General features: G+C 60.3%; 20 protein-coding genes and 1 tRNA gene. 12 read left to right on the plus strand and 9 right to left on the minus strand.

The annotated features are described in order from the left end of the window. Positions 1 to 17: 17 nt before the first annotated feature. Positions 18 to 644, minus strand: a complete 627-nt coding sequence (locus tag FBZ97_RS30530; protein WP_145323330.1) for a TetR/AcrR family transcriptional regulator — start codon at positions 642 to 644, stop codon at positions 18 to 20. 220 nt (positions 645 to 864) lie between these two features. Between FBZ97_RS30530 and FBZ97_RS30535 the strand changes: the two genes are divergently transcribed. Genes FBZ97_RS30535 through FBZ97_RS30545 form a run of 3 tightly spaced genes read left to right on the plus strand, consistent with a single transcriptional unit; the run spans position 865 to position 3,593 of the window. Then, a complete protein-coding gene (locus FBZ97_RS30535; protein WP_145323332.1) occupies positions 865 to 2,451 on the plus strand; it encodes an FAD-dependent monooxygenase in 1,587 nt (528 codons plus the stop codon). A 30-nt stretch (positions 2,452 to 2,481) separates the two neighbouring features. Then, positions 2,482 to 3,018 (plus strand): dihydrofolate reductase family protein, encoded by a 537-nt coding sequence (locus tag FBZ97_RS30540; RefSeq protein ID WP_113391011.1) that lies wholly within the window; start codon positions 2,482 to 2,484, stop codon positions 3,016 to 3,018. A gap of 41 nt (positions 3,019 to 3,059) precedes the next feature. Beyond that, positions 3,060 to 3,593 carry a TetR/AcrR family transcriptional regulator gene (locus tag FBZ97_RS30545; RefSeq protein WP_246661906.1) on the plus strand — a complete coding sequence of 178 codons (534 nt, stop codon included), beginning with the start codon at positions 3,060 to 3,062 and terminating at the stop codon, positions 3,591 to 3,593. A gap of 26 nt (positions 3,594 to 3,619) precedes the next feature. On the opposite strand, the gene FBZ97_RS30550 is transcribed toward FBZ97_RS30545, so the two are convergent. Beyond that, positions 3,620 to 3,709, minus strand: a tRNA-Ser gene (locus FBZ97_RS30550). A gap of 233 nt (positions 3,710 to 3,942) precedes the next feature. Here FBZ97_RS30550 and FBZ97_RS30555 point away from each other — a divergent pair. From FBZ97_RS30555 to deoA, 9 genes are all read left to right on the plus strand, one after another. Next, a complete protein-coding gene (locus FBZ97_RS30555; RefSeq protein WP_069610959.1) occupies positions 3,943 to 4,260 on the plus strand; it encodes a hypothetical protein in 318 nt (105 codons plus the stop codon). Positions 4,261 to 4,630: 370 nt separating this feature from the next. Beyond that, the gene (locus FBZ97_RS30560) at positions 4,631 to 5,626 is read left to right on the plus strand and encodes a BMP family ABC transporter substrate-binding protein (RefSeq protein ID WP_092714625.1); all 996 of its coding nucleotides are present in this window, start codon (positions 4,631 to 4,633) and stop codon (positions 5,624 to 5,626) included. A gap of 79 nt (positions 5,627 to 5,705) precedes the next feature. Beyond that, positions 5,706 to 7,217, plus strand: a complete 1,512-nt coding sequence (locus tag FBZ97_RS30565; protein WP_113391014.1) for an ABC transporter ATP-binding protein — start codon at positions 5,706 to 5,708, stop codon at positions 7,215 to 7,217. Positions 7,218 to 7,224: 7 nt separating this feature from the next. Next, positions 7,225 to 8,328 carry an ABC transporter permease gene (locus tag FBZ97_RS30570; RefSeq protein WP_113330623.1) on the plus strand — a complete coding sequence of 368 codons (1,104 nt, stop codon included), beginning with the start codon at positions 7,225 to 7,227 and terminating at the stop codon, positions 8,326 to 8,328. 10 nt (positions 8,329 to 8,338) lie between these two features. Beyond that, positions 8,339 to 9,310: an ABC transporter permease gene (locus FBZ97_RS30575; protein WP_113330647.1), complete on the plus strand. Its 972-nt coding sequence runs from the start codon at positions 8,339 to 8,341 to the stop codon at positions 9,308 to 9,310. A 4-nt stretch (positions 9,311 to 9,314) separates the two neighbouring features. Further along, positions 9,315 to 9,707 carry a cytidine deaminase gene (locus FBZ97_RS30580; RefSeq protein ID WP_145323334.1) on the plus strand — a complete coding sequence of 131 codons (393 nt, stop codon included), beginning with the start codon at positions 9,315 to 9,317 and terminating at the stop codon, positions 9,705 to 9,707. Next, positions 9,704 to 10,510 (plus strand): purine-nucleoside phosphorylase, encoded by an 807-nt coding sequence (locus FBZ97_RS30585; RefSeq protein WP_145323336.1) that lies wholly within the window; start codon positions 9,704 to 9,706, stop codon positions 10,508 to 10,510. Before FBZ97_RS30580 ends, FBZ97_RS30585 begins: the two co-directional genes overlap by 4 nt. Continuing rightward, complete coding sequence (gene deoC, locus FBZ97_RS30590; RefSeq protein WP_113330625.1) at positions 10,507 to 11,280, plus strand: deoxyribose-phosphate aldolase; 774 nt, start codon at positions 10,507 to 10,509, stop codon at positions 11,278 to 11,280. Before FBZ97_RS30585 ends, deoC begins: the two co-directional genes overlap by 4 nt. 3 nt (positions 11,281 to 11,283) lie before the next feature. After that, on the plus strand, positions 11,284 to 12,591 hold the full coding sequence (gene deoA / locus FBZ97_RS30595; RefSeq protein ID WP_145323338.1) for a thymidine phosphorylase: 1,308 nt from the start codon (positions 11,284 to 11,286) through the stop codon (positions 12,589 to 12,591). 47 nt (positions 12,592 to 12,638) lie between these two features. Here the strand turns inward: deoA and FBZ97_RS30600 are convergent, their stop codons facing one another. The 7 genes from FBZ97_RS30600 to FBZ97_RS30630 all read right to left on the minus strand — a co-directional run bounded on the left by FBZ97_RS30600 (position 12,639) and on the right by FBZ97_RS30630 (position 18,149). Then, complete coding sequence (locus FBZ97_RS30600) at positions 12,639 to 13,163, minus strand: TIGR02281 family clan AA aspartic protease (RefSeq protein ID WP_113351456.1); 525 nt, start codon at positions 13,161 to 13,163, stop codon at positions 12,639 to 12,641. Positions 13,164 to 13,289: 126 nt separating this feature from the next. Then, entirely contained in the window at positions 13,290 to 13,919 is a 630-nt protein-coding gene (gene upp / locus FBZ97_RS30605; RefSeq protein WP_015338410.1) for a uracil phosphoribosyltransferase, read from the minus strand. A gap of 109 nt (positions 13,920 to 14,028) precedes the next feature. Beyond that, complete coding sequence (locus tag FBZ97_RS30610; RefSeq protein WP_145323340.1) at positions 14,029 to 15,009, minus strand: adenosine deaminase; 981 nt, start codon at positions 15,007 to 15,009, stop codon at positions 14,029 to 14,031. After that, on the minus strand, positions 15,006 to 16,226 hold the full coding sequence (locus FBZ97_RS30615) for a phosphopentomutase (protein WP_145323342.1): 1,221 nt from the start codon (positions 16,224 to 16,226) through the stop codon (positions 15,006 to 15,008). Before FBZ97_RS30615 ends, FBZ97_RS30610 begins: the two co-directional genes overlap by 4 nt. A gap of 132 nt (positions 16,227 to 16,358) precedes the next feature. Beyond that, on the minus strand, positions 16,359 to 16,931 hold the full coding sequence (locus FBZ97_RS30620) for a TadE/TadG family type IV pilus assembly protein (RefSeq protein WP_145323475.1): 573 nt from the start codon (positions 16,929 to 16,931) through the stop codon (positions 16,359 to 16,361). Positions 16,932 to 16,945: 14 nt separating this feature from the next. After that, positions 16,946 to 17,566: a TadE/TadG family type IV pilus assembly protein gene (locus tag FBZ97_RS30625; RefSeq protein WP_145323344.1), complete on the minus strand. Its 621-nt coding sequence runs from the start codon at positions 17,564 to 17,566 to the stop codon at positions 16,946 to 16,948. 154 nt (positions 17,567 to 17,720) lie between these two features. Next, complete coding sequence (locus FBZ97_RS30630) at positions 17,721 to 18,149, minus strand: pilus assembly protein N-terminal domain-containing protein (protein ID WP_145323346.1); 429 nt, start codon at positions 18,147 to 18,149, stop codon at positions 17,721 to 17,723. Positions 18,150 to 18,172: the final 23 nt, after the last annotated feature.

Below are 18,172 nucleotides of genomic sequence, written 5' to 3' on the forward strand. Positions count from 1 at the left end.
TCCAGAAAGCTTCAAAGTCAGACATACGGCGTCCCGGCAAGAGCGGCGTCGACACCGGCAAAGCCCCGCTCCATGACACCAAGCAGAGCGGCTTGAGGATCTCCTTTTTCCCGAAAGACGCGCAGCGCCTCGCCATAGGCGGTCACCAGCGTCGCCATCAGCATTGCGCCTGCAAGATGTGCATCCGCATCGGAGCGCGGCCGGCCCGCCGCGTCGGAGAGCATTCTCGAGAGATCGTCAGCAAGCGTCACCTGCAGCCCGCGTGCATATGCCGTCAGCGTCGGGCTCTCCGCCACCATGCGCCAGAATTGGATGGGGCGTTCCGTAATCCTAAACAGAGGATGCTGCGTTTCCTCTAGGTCCCGCATCAGCGCCTGGAACGCGCGGACTGGTGGCTCTCGGCCGCGATCGGCGAGCGCTTGCCGGACCAACTCCCGTATTTCGTCTTCACGATCGAAGACCAGATCCTCCTTGCGGCGGAAGTAGTTGAACACCGTCTTCCTGGCGACATCAGCCTCGTAGGCGATATCGGCGACGGAGACTTTGTCGAAGCCATGTTCGACAAACAGGCGTGTCGCGACGTTGGAGATCGCTTGGCGCGTCATCTCCTTCTTGCGGTCCCGGAGTTTGATTTGGTTTGACATGACGATATTTTATACCATAAGTAAATTTATACCGAGTGTAAAAATTGCATTGCAATCACGAAATCGGTGAAATTGGCACCGGTTTTATGACTGTTCCCGTGACTGGAAACGTCGCCACCCGAATGGGGTGGACGTTTTTCAGCGACTCGCGCCGGCTCAGATGGGCCGAAGCCGGAATGTCTGACGCCCTTGCGGCGCTGTTCGCCTGAGGAGTTCTGCCTTGATTCATGATGTTCTGATTGCCGGCGGCGGACCCGTCGGTTTGTTTCTCGCCTGCGAGCTGCGTCTCGCCGGTCTCTCCGTATCGGTGCTGGAGCAGGCTGAGGATCGGCGCTCGCCCTTGAAGCGCCTTCCCTTCGGCATGCGCGGCCTTTCCTCGCCAACCATCGAAGCCTTCTATCGTCGCGGTCTGCTGGATGATATTGCCGCGCCCAAACCTGCCAAAGACGGCTCGGGCGATCGCGCTTCACTGGCCGCACACTGGATGCACCAGTCGCGCCGCCCAGGCGGCCATTTTGCCGGCATCCAGTTCTTTTACGACAATATCGACACGTCCAAGTGGCTCTATCGTCTGCCAAGCCCGGCCGGCACCAGCTTGATGGTCGAGATGGAAAGCTTCGAAGCTGTCCTTGCGGCGGGTGCGGAGGCCATGGGCGCCGAGATCAGGCGCGGCTTCGGTGTCGAGAGCTTCGAGCAGTCGGATGAAGCTGTTGTCGTTCGCGCCGGAGACGAGACCTTTCGCGGGCGCTGGCTCGTTGGCTGTGACGGCGGCCGCAGCATCGTCCGCAAGACCGGCGGCTTCGAGTTCGTCGGCACCGATCCCGAATTCACCGGCTATTCCGCCGAAATCGAGATGGCGGAGCCGGACAAGCTTCGTCCTGGCCGCCATTACACCGCGACGGGCATGTACACCTATGCGCCTCCCGGGACGATCACGATGGTCGACTTCGATGGCGGCGCTTTCCACCGGACCCAGCCGATCACGCTCGACCATGTGCAGGCGGTGCTGCGGCGCATCTCCGTCACCGACGTCACTCTAACGGCGCTGAAGCTTGCTACCACATGGACGGACCGCGCCTATCAGGCGACCAGCTATCGCAGGGGACGCATTCTGCTTGTCGGCGACGCCGCGCACATCCATTCCCCCTTGGGCGGCCAAGGGCTCAACCTTGGACTTGGCGATGCGATGAATCTTGCATGGAAGCTTGCCGCCACGATCCGCGGTGATGCGCCTGACGGATTGCTTGATACCTATTCCAGCGAACGGCATCCTATTGGTGCGCAGGTGCTTGATTGGTCACGCGCGCAAGTCGCACTCATGCGGCCAAGCCCGAGCTCGCGTGCCCTCGAAGCCATTATCCGCGATCTGATCGAGACGCGCGACGGCGCCACCTATTTCGCCGAGCGCGTCTGGGGCGTTTCTCTCCGCTATGAACTTGGCGGGAGCCATCCGCTCATCGGCCGCAGCGCTCCCGATTTTGAGCTCGCCGATGGGACAAAGCTCGGCAATCTCCTCAGGACGGGCAAGGGCCTGCTTCTGGATTTCGATGCTCGTGCTTCCCTTGAAGCGCTTGCAAGCCGCTGGAGCGACCGGATTACCTATATCGCCAGCGACGCCAGGGATCGGCTTGGCTTGAGCGCCTTGCTCGTGCGGCCCGATGGCGTCGTTGCCTGGGTTTGCGAGGCAGAGCTTGACATGGATGCCGCTGCCGAAGCGGCGTTGCGATGGTTCGGCGAACCGGGACGCATCGGCGGCTCTCAGCGAAACCTTGCATCAGCCATCCTTGACAGCGCTAGCAAGCCATAATTATACAATGTATAAATATGGAGGTGCGAAATGATCACTGGTCACGTTTTTATTGCAGCCAGCCTGGACGGGTTCATCGCTCGCGATGACGGCGGCATCGAGTGGTTGCTCGAGTATGACGCGTCCGGCGAAGACCATGGCTACAATGATTTCATCAGGGACATCGACGCCATCATCATGGGCCGCGGCACCTTCGAGGCGGTCCGCGACATGAAGCCGTGGTTCTATACGCGCCCGGTGCTCGTCCTTTCGGCCGATTTGGCGGAGCAGCCGGTTCCGGCTGAGTTGGCCGGCAAAGTCCGTTTCACGCGGAAGTCGCCGCAGCAGGCTATGGCCATGCTCGAAGCGGAAGGCTGCCGCCATGTCTATGTGGACGGCGGACGGATCATCCAGTCTTTCCTTCGGGAAGGCTTGATCAGCGATCTGGTGATCACCCGCGTTCCCATACTGCTCGGCAGCGGCCGCCCGCTGTTCGGCCCGGTCTCGCGCGACATCAATCTCACGCACGTAAGTACCCGCCCGTTTCCCTCCGGGCTGGTACAATCGACCTACACAATTGCACCATGACCAAGCGAAGCCGAGGCAGGCCACGTGCCGACGAGAACAGCGTGTCGCCGGCAAGGATCCTTTCAGAGGCCTTGGCTCTGCTTGATGACGAGGGTTTTGAAAATCTGACGATGCGCGCAGTCGCTATGCGTGCGAACGTCAACCCGATGACGATCTATCATCATTTCCAGGATCGGGACGGATTGATCAAGGCATTGGCGGAGAGCGTCTATGCCGATGTTGCCATGCCTCCGGAAGGAACGGTTCGGTCGCGGATAGAGGGCCTGCTGGGAGCGTACCGGGCAAAGGTGCTGCGCCATCCCGGTCTGACGCTTGCCATCTTCAACCGGCCCGCCGTGTTCCCTGACCATGCAAGAAGGATCACGGACAGCCTGACGGATCTGCTGAAAGAACTTGGCCTTTCGCCGTCGCGTGCTCTGCTATGGGTGCATATTCTGGTCGATTACACCCATGGTGCAGCCCTTGCCGTCGCCATAGAAAGTGAGGGCGACGGTTTCCAGTCGACACCAGCCGACGTGGAGCAGGCGAACTATCAACGAGCGATCTCTGAGCTGTTGGATTGCCTGGAGGCGTAATGCAAGCGGGAGAGAGTGGATGAAAATGGCGGACAGGGAGGGATTCGAACCCTCGGTACGCTTTCACGTACACACGCGTTCCAGGCGTGCGCCTTAAACCACTCGGCCACCTGTCCTTTGGCGTTTCGCACCCGGTCAGGAAGCAAATCGTCGGAACGGCCGCGATATATACCGATGAATTCCTGGCAATCAACCCGAATCTGACAGATTTTTGACTTGTTGGCGCAAAACTCTGCATCTCCTCCCCATTGCGCTTATTTTGCACGCAACTTATCTAATGAAATAGATGAGGCGGCATAAGACCGGTCGGCCCGCGAAGGCTGAACATAGTGAGTATCGGGAGGAGTTTATGCGTTTCCTGTTGCGTTTTGCCAGCCTTGTCGCGCTGGTGGTGGCTGTGATCGCCGGCACCATCGATTCCATTCAGTCCGTTGCGGCTTCCGCCGTGGTCATGACCCCGATGGGCGATGCGTGGAACGATGTCAGCCCGTCGTCGCTCGCAAGCCTCCGCTCGATGATTGCCTATTATGTTCATCCCCGTTTCTATGACATGGCGATGCAATGGCTGCTGTTTCAGCCGGCCTTCGCCGTCTTCCTGGTGATTTCCCTGTTGCTGTGGATGGTCGCCTACAAGCGCCAGCCTGCAGCCGGCCGCTTCAGCGCGTGAGGGGTTCGGCGCGTGACTTTCGGTCTGTGCCATTCAGGGAATTGAATGGCGTCGGAAGGAATTGGCGGCGGCTCCGTCGCAATGCGGCGAGCTGCAGAACTGGCGGTTGCGGAGAGCTGAGCGGCAGCTGTTCTGACCAATAAAATTGCAGTTTTGGCCCGAAATTGTTTAAAAAACGGGTCGTTTGGATGGGTTTTCACCAATTCCCACAAATCTTTACCAACTGAAAAATTTCTCGTGAATTTTTCGTGCAGCCATGCAAGGATGCGCGCCAGCTTGGCCTCGGGGGAGGCCGGCAGTTCCGCAGACTTGCCCGATCAACGGGCTTGCGGGAGGACCCAACAAGATAGAAACAATAGGGCTGCACCACATGAAAAAATCCCTTTTGACCCTTTTCGCCCTGGCTGCCATGTCGGCAACGGCGCTTGCGGCCGATATCAAGCCGGCAATCGTCTACGGAACCGGCGGCAAGTTCGACAAGTCCTTCAACGAAGCTGCCTATAACGGCGCTGAAAAGTTCAAGAAGGAAACCGGCATCGCTTACCGCGACTTCGAGCCGACGGGCGACACCCAGGGCGAACAGGCACTGCGCAACTTCGCCAGCAAGGGTTTCAATCCGGTTATCGCCGTTTCTTTCGCCTGGACCTCCGCGCTGCAGAAGGTTGCTGCCGAATATCCGAAGACCGAATTCGTTCTGATCGACGATAGCCTCGATCTGCCGAACGTCCGCTCGGTCAAGTTCAAGGAAAACGAAGGCTCCTATCTCGCCGGTGTCATGGCCGCCATGGCTTCGAAGACCGGCAAGGTCGGCTTCGTCGGCGGCATGGACATTCCGCTGATCCGCAAGTTCGAATGCGGTTACGAGCTTGGCGCACGCGCCACCAATCCGAAGATCGAAGTCTTCCAGAACATGACCGGCACGACCGGTGCCGCCTGGAACGATCCGGTTCGCGGCGGCGAGCTCACCAAGAACCAGATCGACCAGGGCGCCGATGTTGTTTACGCGGCTGCCGGTGCCACTGGCCTCGGCGTGCTGCAGACGGCTGCTGACAACAAGAAGCTGTCGATCGGCGTTGACTCGAACCAGAACTACCTGCATCCGGGTTCCGTTCTCACGTCCGTCGTCAAGCGCGTCGACCTCGCAGTCTACAATGCCTTCAGCGATGCCAAGAACGGCAAGTTCACGGCCGGCACCCAGGAACTGGGCCTGAAGGAAGATGGCGTCACCGTCGCCATGGACGACAACAACAAGCCGCTCGTCACTCCGGAAATGCAGACTGCGGTCGACAAGGCGCGGACCGATATCGTCGCTGGCACCATCAAGGTCCACGACTATCTGACCGACAACGCCTGCCCGAAGAACTGATATGAATTAAGGGCGTATGACGGAGCAAAACGTCATACGCCCTTTTCTTATCCGGAAACCGGTTTCTGGAGCCCCTATAGTGAACCAAATCTCCGCCATCGAGCTCGTGGGCATCGACAAGAAGTTCGGTGCTGTCCACGCCAATAAAGATATCAACCTGACCGTCGCCAAGGGCTCGATCCACGGGATCATCGGCGAAAACGGTGCCGGGAAATCGACTCTGATGTCGATCATCTACGGCTTCTATCATGCTGATAGCGGCGAGATCCGCATCAACGGCAACCCGATCGCCATCCGCGACAGCCAGACGGCGATAGCAGCCGGTATCGGCATGGTGCACCAGCATTTCATGCTGGTCGACAATTTTACCGTCCTCGAAAACGTCATGCTGGGCGCCGAAGGCGGCGCACTTCTCGCCAAGGGCGTTGCGGCCGCGCGCGCCGAGCTCAACCGGCTGGAGAAGGATTACGGCCTGGAAGTCGATCCGGACGCCTTGATCGAGGAGCTTCCCGTCGGTCAGCAGCAGCGCGTCGAAATCCTGAAGGCGATGTATCGCGGCGCCGAGATCCTCATTCTCGACGAACCCACCGGCGTTCTGACTCCGGCCGAAGCCGACAATCTCTTCCGCATCCTCCGCGTGCTTCGCGATCAGGGCAAGACGATCATTCTCATCACCCACAAGCTGCGCGAAATCATGGCGATCACCGATACGGTATCAGTCATGCGCCGCGGCGAGATGGTTGCCACCCGTAAGACGGCGGAAACCACTGTCGAGGAGCTGGCCGAACTGATGGTCGGACGCCGCGTGCTGTTGCGTGTCGAGAAGGGCGCTCCCAATCCGGGCGAAATCCTGCTCTCGGTGCGCAATCTCACCGTCAAGGATGGCCGTGGCGTCACCATGGTCGACAATGTCTCCTTCGATGTCCGCGCCGGCGAGATCGTCGGCATCGCCGGCGTCGCCGGCAACGGCCAGTCGGAATTGCTTGAGGCCATCGCCGGTATCCGCAAGCCGGCTTCGGGCGAGATCCTTCTGCACGGCAAGCCGATCGGCAACGCCGATCCTGCAGCTCTTCGCGATCTCGGCCTTGCCCATATTCCCGAAGACCGCCATCACATGGGCCTCGTCCTCAAGTTCGAGGAATATGAGAATTCCATGCTCGGCTATCACCGCGACCGCAAATACGGGCGCGGCGGCATGCTCGATCTCGACGCCATGCGCAAGGATGCGATCGAGAAGATCGAGAAATACGATATCCGCCCGCCGAACGCGCGGCTGAAGACCGCCAATTTCTCCGGCGGCAACCAGCAGAAGATCGTCGTCGCCCGCGAGATCGAGCGCGACCCGAAGGCGCTGCTGATCGGCCAGCCGACGCGCGGCGTCGATATCGGTGCCATTGAATTCATCCATCGCCGCATCATCGAGATGCGCGACGCCGGCAAGGCGATCCTGCTGGTGTCGGTGGAGCTGGATGAGATCCGTGCGCTTTCGGACCGTATCCTCGTCATGTTCGCCGGCCACATCGTCGGTGAAAAGTCGGCTGAGGCCGGTGAACAAACACTCGGCCTAATGATGGCCGGCATTGCCGCGTGAGGCGTATATGAGCACGGCTTCCGTTCCGCTCCCGAACTGGATCACCTACGGCCTGATCCCTCTTCTCAACCTGATTGTTGCCTTCCTGATTTCCGGCCTCGTCGTCTGGTTCATCGGCGAGAGCCCGCTCGATGCGCTCGTGCTGCTGCTGCAGGGCGCGCTTGGCAGCGGCGAAGGCATCGGCTTCACGCTGTATTATGCGACGAGCTTCATCTTCACCGGCCTTTCGGTCGCTGTCGCCATCCATGCCGGTCTGTTCAATATCGGCTCGGAAGGTCAGGCCTATCTCGGCGGTCTTGGTTGTGCCCTTGTGGCGCTGACACTTGACCGCTACGTGCCCTGGTATGTGACGATGCCCTTTGCTGTGATCGGCGCGGCGATCTTCGGGGCGCTCTGGGCCTTCATCCCGGCCTGGCTTCAGGCCAAGCGCGGCAGCCACGTCGTCATCACAACGATCATGTTCAACTTCATCGCTTCGGCGATGATGAACTTCCTGCTGGTGCATGTGCTGATTGTGCCCGGCAAGATGGCTCCCGAGACCCGCACCTTTCTGGAGGGCGGCCAGCTGCCGAAGCTCGGCTGGTTGATGGATCTGTTCGGCTCGACCATCGGTGCTGCGCCGCTCAATGTCTCCTTCCTGATCGCGCTCGTCATGTGCTTCCTCGTCTGGGTGCTCATCTGGCGCACCAAGCTCGGCTATGAAATGCGCACGCTGGGTCTTAGCCCCACCGCTGCGGTCTATGCCGGCATTCCCTATGCCCGCACGGTCATCATCGCCATGCTGCTTTCCGGCGGCCTTGCCGGCATGATGGCGCTCAATCCGGTCATGGGCGCTTCCGCGCGTCTGCAGGTGGAGTTCGTGCTCGGTGCAGGTTTCGTTGGCATTGCCGTGTCGCTGATGGGTCGCAATCATCCACTGGGCATCATCGTGGCGGCGATCCTGTTCGGCATTCTCTATCAGGGTGGCGATGCGCTCTCTTTCGACATGCCGAACATCACGCGCGACATGATCGTGGTGATCCAGGGTCTCGTCATCCTGTTTGCCGGTGCGCTCGAATATATGTTCCGACCTGCGCTTGTGCGCATCTACCAGACATTCGCCAGGACGTGAGGATCGGACGATGGATTATTATGATCTTCTCATCAGCATATTGGGCTCGACCATCCGCCTGTCGATTCCGTTGATTTTCACAGCGCTGGCAGGCCTGTTTTCCGAGCGTGCCGGCATCTTCGATATCGGGCTTGAAGGCAAGATGCTGGCTTCGGCCTTCGCTGCGGCCTGCGTCGCCTCGATCAGCGGCTCGCCGTGGGCCGGTCTTGGCGCCGGTGTTCTCGTCTCCGTCCTCGTCGGTCTGCTGCATGGCTTCGCCTCGATCACCAATCGCGGCAACCAGATCGTCTCGGGCGTCGCGATCAACTTCCTGATGGCCGGCCTGACCATCGTTCTCGGTCAAGCCTGGTTCGGTCAGGGTGGCCGCACGCCGACTTTGCCTGCTACCGCCCGCTTTTCCGGCATCACCCTGCCGGGCGCCGATGCCCTTCGTGACGTTCCGTTCATCGGGCCGCTCTATGCGAATGTCATCTCGGGCAACAATATCCTGACCTATCTGGCTTTCCTCACAGTGCCGATCTCCTGGTGGATCCTCTATCGCACCCGCTTTGGTCTGCGGCTGCGTGCGGTCGGTGAAAATCCGGGCGCGGTCGATACCGCCGGCATCTCGGTCGAATGGCTGCGCTATCGCTCCCTGATCGTTGCCGGCATTCTCTGCGGCTTCTCCGGCACCTATCTCGCCATCGCCCAGTCGGCCGCCTTCATCAACAACATGTCGGCGGGCAAGGGCTATATCGCTCTCGCCGCACTGATCTTCGCCAAATGGAAGCCGGTGCCAGTCATGTTCACCTGCCTCCTGTTTGGCTTCCTCGATGCCTTCGCCAATTTCATGCAGGGCAAGGCGGTTCCAGGCATTGGCGAGGTGCCGGTACAGATTTTCCAGGCGCTGCCCTATATCCTCACCTGCATCCTGCTTGCAGGCTTTATCGGCGTCGCCAAGCCTCCGAAGGCCGGTGGCGTGCCCTATACCAAGGAGCGCTAAACCCATGTCGCATGATCTGTTCGAGGCCGCGCGTGGCGCGATGGCGTTCGCACATGCTCCCTATTCGAGATTCCCGGTCGGCGCGGCGATCCGCGCCGAGGACGGCAAGATCTATACCGGCGCCAATATCGAAAACCTCTCCTTCCCGCAGGGCTGGTGCGCCGAACCGACAGCGATCGGCCAGATGATCATGGGCGGCGCCAAGAAGATCGTCGAGATTGCGGTCATCGCCGAGAAACTGCCGCTCTGCCCGCCTTGCGGCGGCTGCCGGCAGAAGATCGCCGAATTTGCCAGCAAGGAGACGCGCATCTATCTTTGCGACGAAACCGGCGTGAGGAAGACCATGACCATGGACGAGATGCTGCCCTTCAGCTTCGAAACGGAGGTGCTCGGATGAGCGCGGCCGTCGATATCCTCACCGAGAAGCTCGGCGAATTGAAGCCGCGCTATGGCATCATCCTGGGCTCCGGCCTCGGCTCTCTCGTGGATGAGGTCAAGGACGCGCTGCGCATTCCCTATGCCGACCTGCCCGGCTTCCCGGTCAGCGCCGTATCAGGCCATGCCGGTACGCTGGTCGCAGGCAAGCTCGGCGATGTCCCGGTCATCATGCTCTCCGGTCGTGTGCATTATTATGAAAAGGGCGACGCCAATGCCATGCGCGCGCCGATCGAAACCCTGAAAGCGCTTGGCGTCGACACGCTGATCCTGACGAACTCGGCCGGATCGCTGCGGGAAGAGATGCCGCCGGGATCGGTGATGCAAATCACCGATCACATCAACTATTCCGGCATGAACCCGCTGATCGGCGAGGAAAGCGACAGGCGCTTCGTCGGCATGACGAGCGCCTATGATACCGACCTCATCATGCGCATGCGCAAGGCGGCGGAAAAGGCCGAGATCAAGCTTTCGCACGGCGTCTATATGTGGTTTTCCGGCCCGAGCTTCGAAACGCCGGCAGAGATCCGCATGGCGCGCATCCTTGGCGCCGATGCCGTCGGCATGTCGACGGTGCCGGAAGTCATCTTGGCGCGTCTTTTCGGTCTAAGGGTTGCCGCTGCCTCCGTCATCACTAACTATGGTGCTGGCATGACCGGCGGAGAACTCTCGCATGAAGAGACGAAAGACATGGCTCCGGTCGGCGGCGCACGCCTTGCCGCCATCCTGAAAGAAATGATCGCGGATGAAGGAGACTCAGAATGACGGGCCATTCCCTGAGAGAAACGGCAGCCGTTGCGCTTTCCCTTCTCGACCTGACCAATCTCAAGGATGACTGCACGCCGGCGCAGATCGAGGCGCTGTGCGCCCGCGCGCAATCCCCCTATGGCAATACGGCCGCCATCTGCATCTGGCCGCGCTTCGTCGCGCAGGCGCGCGGCATTCTCGGCACCGATCATGCCGTGAAGATCGCGACCGTGGTGAATTTCCCCGGCGGCGATATGGAGGTGGCCGATGTGGCCGCCGAAGCGCGCGAAGCGATTGCCGATGGCGCCGACGAGATCGATCTGGTCATTCCTTATCGTGCCTTCCTGGCCGGCAATGAACAGGCCGTCACCGATATGGTCGCCGCCGTGCGGGCAGAATGCAAAGGCCCGGTGCTTTTGAAGACCATCCTCGAAACCGGCGAAATCAAGGATACCGCGCTGATCCGGCGCGCGTCGGAACTTGCGATCGACGCCGGCTCCGATTTCATCAAGACGTCCACCGGCAAGGTTGCTGTCAACGCGACGCTCGAGGCTGCCGACATCATGCTGCGGGCCATCCGCGCCAGCGGTCGCAAGGTCGGCTTCAAGCCTGCCGGCGGCATCGGCTCCGTTTCCGATGCGGCGCTTTATCTGAGCCTTGCCGAGACCATCATGGCACCAGATTGGGCCATGCCTTCGACCTTCCGTTTCGGTGCATCGAGCCTGCTCGACGATATTCTGAACGTGCTGGCTGGCGGCGAGTCCAAGACGGCCTCGTCAGGCTACTGATCCATGATCCCGCAGGAGATCATCCGCCGGAAGCGTAACGGCGCCACCCTCTCGGCCGCCGATATCGATGCGTTTATCGGCGCATTGGGGCGTGGCGAACTGGCCGAAAGCCAGATCGGCGCCTTTGCCATGGCCGTCTGGTTTCGCGGCATGACGCGCGAGGAGACGGTGGCGCTGACGCTCGCCATGGCCCGCTCCGGCGATACGCTCTCCTGGGATGGCATCGGCAGGCCGATTGCCGACAAGCATTCGACCGGCGGTGTCGGCGACAATGTCTCGCTGATGCTCGCACCCATTGCCGCCGCCTGCGGTCTTGCCGTGCCGATGATTTCCGGCCGTGGTCTCGGTCATACTGGCGGCACGCTCGACAAGCTGGAATCCATCCCCGGCTACGGGATCACGCCGGATGCGGCCCGTTTCCGCAAGGTGGTCGAAGAAATCGGCTGTGCCATCATCGGCCAGACCGGCGCGCTGGCTCCCGCTGACGGCAAGCTCTATGCGGTGCGCGATGTGACCGCGACCGTCGATTCTGTACCGTTGATTACAGCGTCCATTCTGTCGAAGAAGCTGGCGGCCGGGCTGGAAACGCTGGTGCTCGACGTCAAGATCGGCAGCGGCGCCTTCATGACTTCGCTTGAGGAGGCGGAGACGCTGGCGCGCTCGCTGGTGGAGGTGGCGAATGGCGGCGGGGTTAAGACTTCGGCTTTGATCACCGACATGAACCAGCCTTTGGCCGATGCGGCCGGCAACGTGGTCGAGCTTCGTAACTGTCTGGATTTCCTGAAGGGCAACAAGGCAGGCATGCGGCTCGAAACGGTCGTGCTAGCCTTCGCATCCGAAATGCTCGTTCAGGCCGGCATTGCTGCGAACGCTGCCGAGGCGGAGGGCAGGGCGCGCGAGGCTTTGGCATCCGGCAAGGCGGCAGAGATATTCGGCCGCATGGTGCATGGCCTTGGCGGTCCGGTCGATCTGCTTGAGCGTCCGGAGCGCTATCTGGTGAGCGCACCGGTGCAGAAGCCGGTTCTGGCTGCTGCCGATGGCTGGCTTGGTGCCTGCGATGCGCGCGGGATCGGCATGAGCGTCATCGATCTCGGCGGCGGTCGCCGTCGTCCGCAGGACAGGATCGATCATCGCGTCGGCTTTAGCGACATCCTGCCGCTCGGCACGAAGGTGAGCAAAGGTGACCGCATCGCCACCGTACACGCGGCGGACGAGGCAAGCGCGGAGAAGGCAGTGGCCGATCTTTCGGCCAACTATCGCCTTATGGAGGCGGCGCCGGCTTTGTCGCCCGTCATCCTCGGCAGGATCTGACGGACGCAGCCAGATAGGCGTAAGCGGCGCCCGTGAGGTGGATTGTCTTACTGCTTCAGCACCAAATTGCCGTTCTGAACCCCGAAAGAGTTCAGCTTCTTCATGAAGCTCATACCGATCAGCGTCGTACCGAGCGCACTGTCCTTCGCCACCACGGCATCGACATTGCGAACGCGGATCGTCCCGATTTCCAGACGATCGAGTTTGATGTAGGCGACTTTGGAAGCGCCATTCGCGGTCTGGGCCGTGTAGCGATAGTCGAGATCGACGCCGCTGAAGCCGAGGCTGCGCGCCGTGCTCTCGTTCATTGCCACATAGGTCGCGCCGGTATCGATCATCCCGTGCACGGCGCGGCCGTTGATGGTGAAATCGCCTTCATAGTGACCGCCCGCATTGGCGCGCAGCTGAACGCTGCCATAGGAAACGGGAGCTTCCGCCTTCGGTGGAGCAAGCGAAACCGCTTCGACCGGTGCGGGTTTCGCGGCATGTTCGCTATAGCTGCTTACCAGCATCGGCACCTGGGTCGCCGCAACGGCGATGACACCGGCAAAGGCAAGAACACGAACGAGCATCGGCAAGGCCCCTCCTGCGGGCCATGCCATCTATAGGCCAAGTGTGCTGAAAGGACGCTAATGCAATCAATAAAAAGCCCGACAGTTGAATAACTGCCGGGCTTCCTAAAAAGTATTAGAGCGGATTTACTTCGTGCCGTACATACGGTCGCCGGCATCGCCGAGACCGGGCACGATATAGCCCTTCTCGTTGAGATGGCTGTCGATGGCGGCGGTGAAGACCGGCACATCCGGATGTGCCTTGCGGAAATTGGCGATGCCTTCGGGAGCCGCCAGCAGGCACAGGAAGCGGATATTGTGCGCGCCTCGCTCCTTCAGCTTCTCGATCGCGGCAATAGAGGAATTGCCTGTTGCCAGCATCGGATCGACGACGATGATCAGACGCTCGGAGATGTCCTCGGGCGCCTTGAAGTAATATTCGACCGGCTGCAGCGTTTCGTGATCGCGATAGACGCCGATATGCGAGACGCGCGCCGAGGGCACGAGATCGAGCATGCCTTCGAGCAGGCCGTTGCCGGCGCGCAGGATCGAGGCGAAGACCAGCTTCTTGCCCTCTAGGATCGGCGCATCCATCGGCTGCAGCGGCGTCTCGATGGTCTCGATCGTCAGTTCGAGGTCGCGCGTCACTTCGTAACAGAGCAGCGTCGAAATCTCGCGCAGCAGTCGGCGGAAGCTGCCCGTCGACGTGTCCTTCTTGCGCATGATTGTGAGCTTGTGCTGCACAAGCGGGTGATCGATGACAGTGACGCCGTCCATGGTTTCAGCCTTCCAGTAATTCCGTGATATGAGATGGTTCTTCCACGGAAATCGCCTCTGGTGCAAGAAAATAGGCCACTTTTGGAGATTTCATCCCCAATATGGGGCCTTAACTGTGCATTTGGAGCTTCGCCAGCAGCGTCGTCCGCGTCGCCTCGTCCACGAACGCCGCTTCGATCGCCGTGCGGGTCATGGCATCGATCTCGTCGTCGCTAAAACCGAAGGCTGACGACGCCAGCTCGTATTCGCGCTTCAGAGATGTGTGGAAGAAGGGCGGATCATCGGAGCTGATCGTCACCTTCACGCCGGCGTCACGCAGCCTGCGCAGCGGGTGCGACTGGAAATCCGGGAAAACGTTGAGTGCAACGTTGGAGCCGGGGCAGACTTCCAGCACGGTGCCGAGATCGGCAAGGCGCTTGACGAGATCCATATCCTCAATGGCGCGCACGCCATGGCCGATACGCTGCGGGCGCACCAGATCCACCGCGTCGGCGACGCTGAATGCGCCGCAGACCTCGCCGGCATGGATGGTAATGCCAAGACCGGCCTCGCGGGCGATGTCGAAGGCGCGGGCGTAATCGGCGACTCGGCCCATGCGCTCCTCGCCGGCCATGTTGAAACCTGTTATCAGCGGATTGTCGCTCTTGACGGCATATTCCGCCGCCTTCATGACGCGCTCAGGCCCAAAGTGGCGTTCGCCGGTTACGATCAGCCGAGCCTCGATGCCGGTCTTTGCCTTGGCGGCACGGATGCCGGCGGAAACGCCTGCCATATAGGCGTCGGCGCCGAGGCCGATACGATCGCCATGATCGGGCGAAACGATGAGCTCGCTATAGATCGTGCCAATGCCGGCCAGCTCTTCCAGATAGGTTTCCGTCAGCAGCGCATAGTCTTCCTCGGTGCGATAGACTTCTGAAACCTTGTCGTAGCAGAGGAGGAATTCGGCAAAATCCTTCCAGAGGTAAACACCGTCCTTAAGGAAGGCGCTGGTGTCGACCCCGTATTTCTCTGCTTGTGCGAGCGTCAATGCCGGTGGAGCTGCGCCTTCCAGATGGCAATGCAGTTCCACTTTCTTCAAATGCGATGTCAAAGGAAGCTCCTCCCGTGCGGCCCTGCCGCAATTCCCAGATGTTTCGCAACCGTTTCGCCGATATCGGCATAGGTCTGACGGACGCCGATGGAACGGGATCGAATGCCTGGCCCGTAAGCCATGACGGGCACGCGCTCGCGTGTGTGATCGGTCCCGCGCCACGTCGGATCGCAGCCGTGATCGGCGGTCAGGATAACGAGATCGCCCGCTTTCAGCTTCTTGTGCACTTCAGGCAGCCGCGCGTCGAACGCCTCGAGTGCTGCGGCATATCCCGGCACGTCGCGGCGGTGACCATAGACCATGTCGAAATCGACGAAATTGGTGAAAACCAGATCACCATCCTCGGCTTCGTCCATGGCCTTCAGCGTGGCATCCATCAGCGCCATGTTGCCATTAGCCTTGATGACCCTGGAAATGCCCTGATGGGCGAAGATATCGCCGATCTTGCCGACGGCATGCACCGTGCGCTCTGCCTTGACGAGACGATCGAGCAGCGTCGGCTCTGGCGGCAGCACGGAGAAATCGCGGCGGTTTCCGGTCCGCTCGAAGGTCGCTGCGGTCTCGCCGACGAAGGGGCGGGCAATGACGCGGCCGATATTGTGAGAATCGAGCAGGGTGCGCACGATCTTGCAGAGGCCGATCAGCCGATCGAGCCCGAAATGCTGTTCGTGTGCTGCAATCTGGAAGACGGAGTCCGACGAGGTGTAGCAGATCGGCTTGCCGCTACGGATGTGCTCTTCGCCAAGCTTGGCGATGATATCCGTGCCGGATGCATGGCAATTGCCGAGAATCCCTGGCAGATCGGCGGCTTCGCAGATGGCCTTCACCAGCTCCGGCGGAAAGGCATCGCCCTCTGCCGGAAAGTAACCCCAGTCGAACATGACGGGCGTACCGGCGATCTCCCAATGACCCGATGGTGTATCCTTGCCGCGGGAGGTTTCATTGGCGCAGCCATAAAGGCCGTAGAGTTTTTCCGGCATAGGCATGCCGGCGGGATAATTGCCCGTCGCCGCCTTGGCGATCTCCAGCAGGCCGAGACCGGACATGATCGGCAATGTCAACGGACCCTGACGCAGGCCCTCGCGATCGGCCGCGCCAGCGGCGCAGAACTCGGCGATATGGCCAAGCGTATCGGCGCCCTCGTCACCATAGCTTGCCGCATCCGGGCCGCCGCCTACACCGAAAGAATCCAGAACGAAGAGAAAGGCGCGCGCCATAGATCACCCGATAGAATGCCGTCACCCGGCAGGTCTTCCGGGCTATTGGACGTCACCCATATAACGGAGGCATCGACTTGGCAATTTTCCGTTTGGAAGCGGCACTTCGGGTGCGGTTTTGCGGTCGGGCTTTCAGCAGTCGCTGCAGCTGATCGAATTGCCGACGCGCTGCCGGTAGTAATATTGCCGGCTGATGGTGATCCGGTTTGTGCCGCTTGGCAGGAAATTGGCACCGAAGCTGAGGAGCTGATAGGGCAGGGCGAGCTCGCTACGGACAAGGAATGTGCTCGCCTGGTTCATGTTGGCCGGCACCGTGACCGTGGAGCCTGGTGTATACGGTCTGGTTCCGTCCTGCGCCCAGGACCAGGCGACGGTCGCCTTGCCGGCCGTGTCGATCGCAATGCCGGTGATCTTCAGCGTCAGGCCCGTCGTGCTATAGGGCGCGAAGATCGCGCCGGCAACGGAAGGCATGCCCGCAAGCACGGACTTGGTGACCGACGGCTGCTGCGAGACGATGTCCGCGATGGAACCTGCAGAACGGCTGGCACGTTTCGAGGCATTGAGGCCGACGGTAAGCTCGAATGCACCGAGATAAAGCATCAGCAATACGGGAAAAAGAATGGCGAATTCGATCGCGCCGACGCCATCTTTGTCGCGAGCGAAGCGTCTTAGTATGCCAAGGCGCGTACTTTCTTTCCCGATCATGCTCTTGAGGCCGCTCACGGATAATTCTCGTTCTGAAAGGCTGCGGTTGCGACGATGAGATAGACCAACGCCGAGCCGTCGGTTGGATGCACGTTGGTAAGATAGGGGCGCAGCAGATCCGTTATGATCTGCCAGCGATAATAGGCGCGCACCATGTTCAGTGATTTGGCGCCGCCGGGTGTAAATGTGAATCCGGTGGTGCTGAGATCGGAATAAGGATCTGTCGACGACTTGCGGGGGATCGTCGTCGGCATGGACGCAAAACTCGAATAGCTCTCCACATCGAGATAGAGGTTCGCCGGCGTCTGTACTTCGGTGGAGGAGCAGGTAATGAGCACGGAAATCTGATTGCAGAATGCCTGCCGGAACTGCTGCGAAGTTGTATTGGCTGCCGTAATCTGTCCGGTCCGGATCTGGCGCGACAGAGTATCGACGGCGTTTGAGACGACTTGCTCCGCGGTAAAGGCGACGAAGGTTTCGATAATGGCAAAGACGATCAGAAAATAGGGGATCGCAAGCAAGGCAAATTCGATCGCTGCTGTCCCGTCCCGAGAACGCACCAATTCACGCAAGCTGCTTCGGGCACTGCGACGTGCGCGGCCTGTATTGGCGTGAGGGATATTATCTGGCGTCATGGGAAGTCCGCGGCGATTTACACGCGGACGACACTAGAATTGCTTTCTTGATAATCCGTTTCTCTTCTCTCTTCATATTTAGAGGAAACAAGGATTATCGTTTGCTGCTCAATTCTTTGAAAGTACTTTCGAATATTTGAGTTATCGAATGTTTCTATTGTCCGGCTGCAGCCGTTGGGGTCGTCGTCGTATTGTTCTGCTGGGCATGCTGTTCGCAATTGGGCGTGCACGACAGCACGGCGCGATCCGTCTGGCGGAAGACACGGACCGTATTGCCTTCGTCGATCGATACCAGGATCTGCTCGTCCACGATGGCATTGCCGTCGGTATCGAGCAGGATGATATTCGTCGTCCCGAAGCTGCGGCCGGTCAGTACGATGGTTTTCGGATCGGCCACCGTTGCATCGGCGACTTGCGAATTGCCGACGATGACCTTGCTGACAGGGCGATCCAGCTTCAATACGCGCGCGTGATCCATATAGACGCGCAGCATGCTTTCTCCGGCAGCGTGGGAAAGCTGCGGCATCATGCCGGCCATGGCAACAATGCCGGCAAGGAATGCTGTTCTGCCGCCGATTGGCATGGCTTGGCCTCTTGGAAAGCTAT

The sequence above is a fragment of the Rhizobium sp. ERR 942 genome (genome assembly GCF_007828395.1).
Lineage (GTDB): Bacteria > Pseudomonadota > Alphaproteobacteria > Rhizobiales > Rhizobiaceae > Rhizobium > Rhizobium dioscoreae.

What these genes read in the sequence shown, in the direction of transcription:
- FBZ97_RS30530 (WP_145323330.1), bottom strand. Translation starts at nt 644, where the DNA reads ATGTCAAACCAAATCAAACTCCGGGACCGCAAGAAGGAGATGACGCGC.
- FBZ97_RS30540 (WP_113391011.1), top strand. Translation starts at nt 2,482, where the DNA reads ATGATCACTGGTCACGTTTTTATTGCAGCCAGCCTGGACGGGTTCATC.
- FBZ97_RS30555 (WP_069610959.1), top strand. Translation starts at nt 3,943, where the DNA reads ATGCGTTTCCTGTTGCGTTTTGCCAGCCTTGTCGCGCTGGTGGTGGCT.
- FBZ97_RS30560 (WP_092714625.1), top strand. Translation starts at nt 4,631, where the DNA reads ATGAAAAAATCCCTTTTGACCCTTTTCGCCCTGGCTGCCATGTCGGCA.
- FBZ97_RS30570 (WP_113330623.1), top strand. Translation starts at nt 7,225, where the DNA reads ATGAGCACGGCTTCCGTTCCGCTCCCGAACTGGATCACCTACGGCCTG.
- FBZ97_RS30575 (WP_113330647.1), top strand. Translation starts at nt 8,339, where the DNA reads ATGGATTATTATGATCTTCTCATCAGCATATTGGGCTCGACCATCCGC.
- FBZ97_RS30580 (WP_145323334.1), top strand. Translation starts at nt 9,315, where the DNA reads ATGTCGCATGATCTGTTCGAGGCCGCGCGTGGCGCGATGGCGTTCGCA.
- FBZ97_RS30585 (WP_145323336.1), top strand. Translation starts at nt 9,704, where the DNA reads ATGAGCGCGGCCGTCGATATCCTCACCGAGAAGCTCGGCGAATTGAAG.
- deoC (WP_113330625.1), top strand. Translation starts at nt 10,507, where the DNA reads ATGACGGGCCATTCCCTGAGAGAAACGGCAGCCGTTGCGCTTTCCCTT.
- deoA (WP_145323338.1), top strand. Translation starts at nt 11,284, where the DNA reads ATGATCCCGCAGGAGATCATCCGCCGGAAGCGTAACGGCGCCACCCTC.
- FBZ97_RS30600 (WP_113351456.1), bottom strand. Translation starts at nt 13,163, where the DNA reads ATGCTCGTTCGTGTTCTTGCCTTTGCCGGTGTCATCGCCGTTGCGGCG.
- upp (WP_015338410.1), bottom strand. Translation starts at nt 13,919, where the DNA reads ATGGACGGCGTCACTGTCATCGATCACCCGCTTGTGCAGCACAAGCTC.
- FBZ97_RS30615 (WP_145323342.1), bottom strand. Translation starts at nt 16,226, where the DNA reads ATGGCGCGCGCCTTTCTCTTCGTTCTGGATTCTTTCGGTGTAGGCGGC.
- FBZ97_RS30620 (WP_145323475.1), bottom strand. Translation starts at nt 16,931, where the DNA reads ATGATCGGGAAAGAAAGTACGCGCCTTGGCATACTAAGACGCTTCGCT.
- FBZ97_RS30625 (WP_145323344.1), bottom strand. Translation starts at nt 17,566, where the DNA reads ATGACGCCAGATAATATCCCTCACGCCAATACAGGCCGCGCACGTCGC.
- FBZ97_RS30630 (WP_145323346.1), bottom strand. Translation starts at nt 18,149, where the DNA reads ATGCCAATCGGCGGCAGAACAGCATTCCTTGCCGGCATTGTTGCCATG.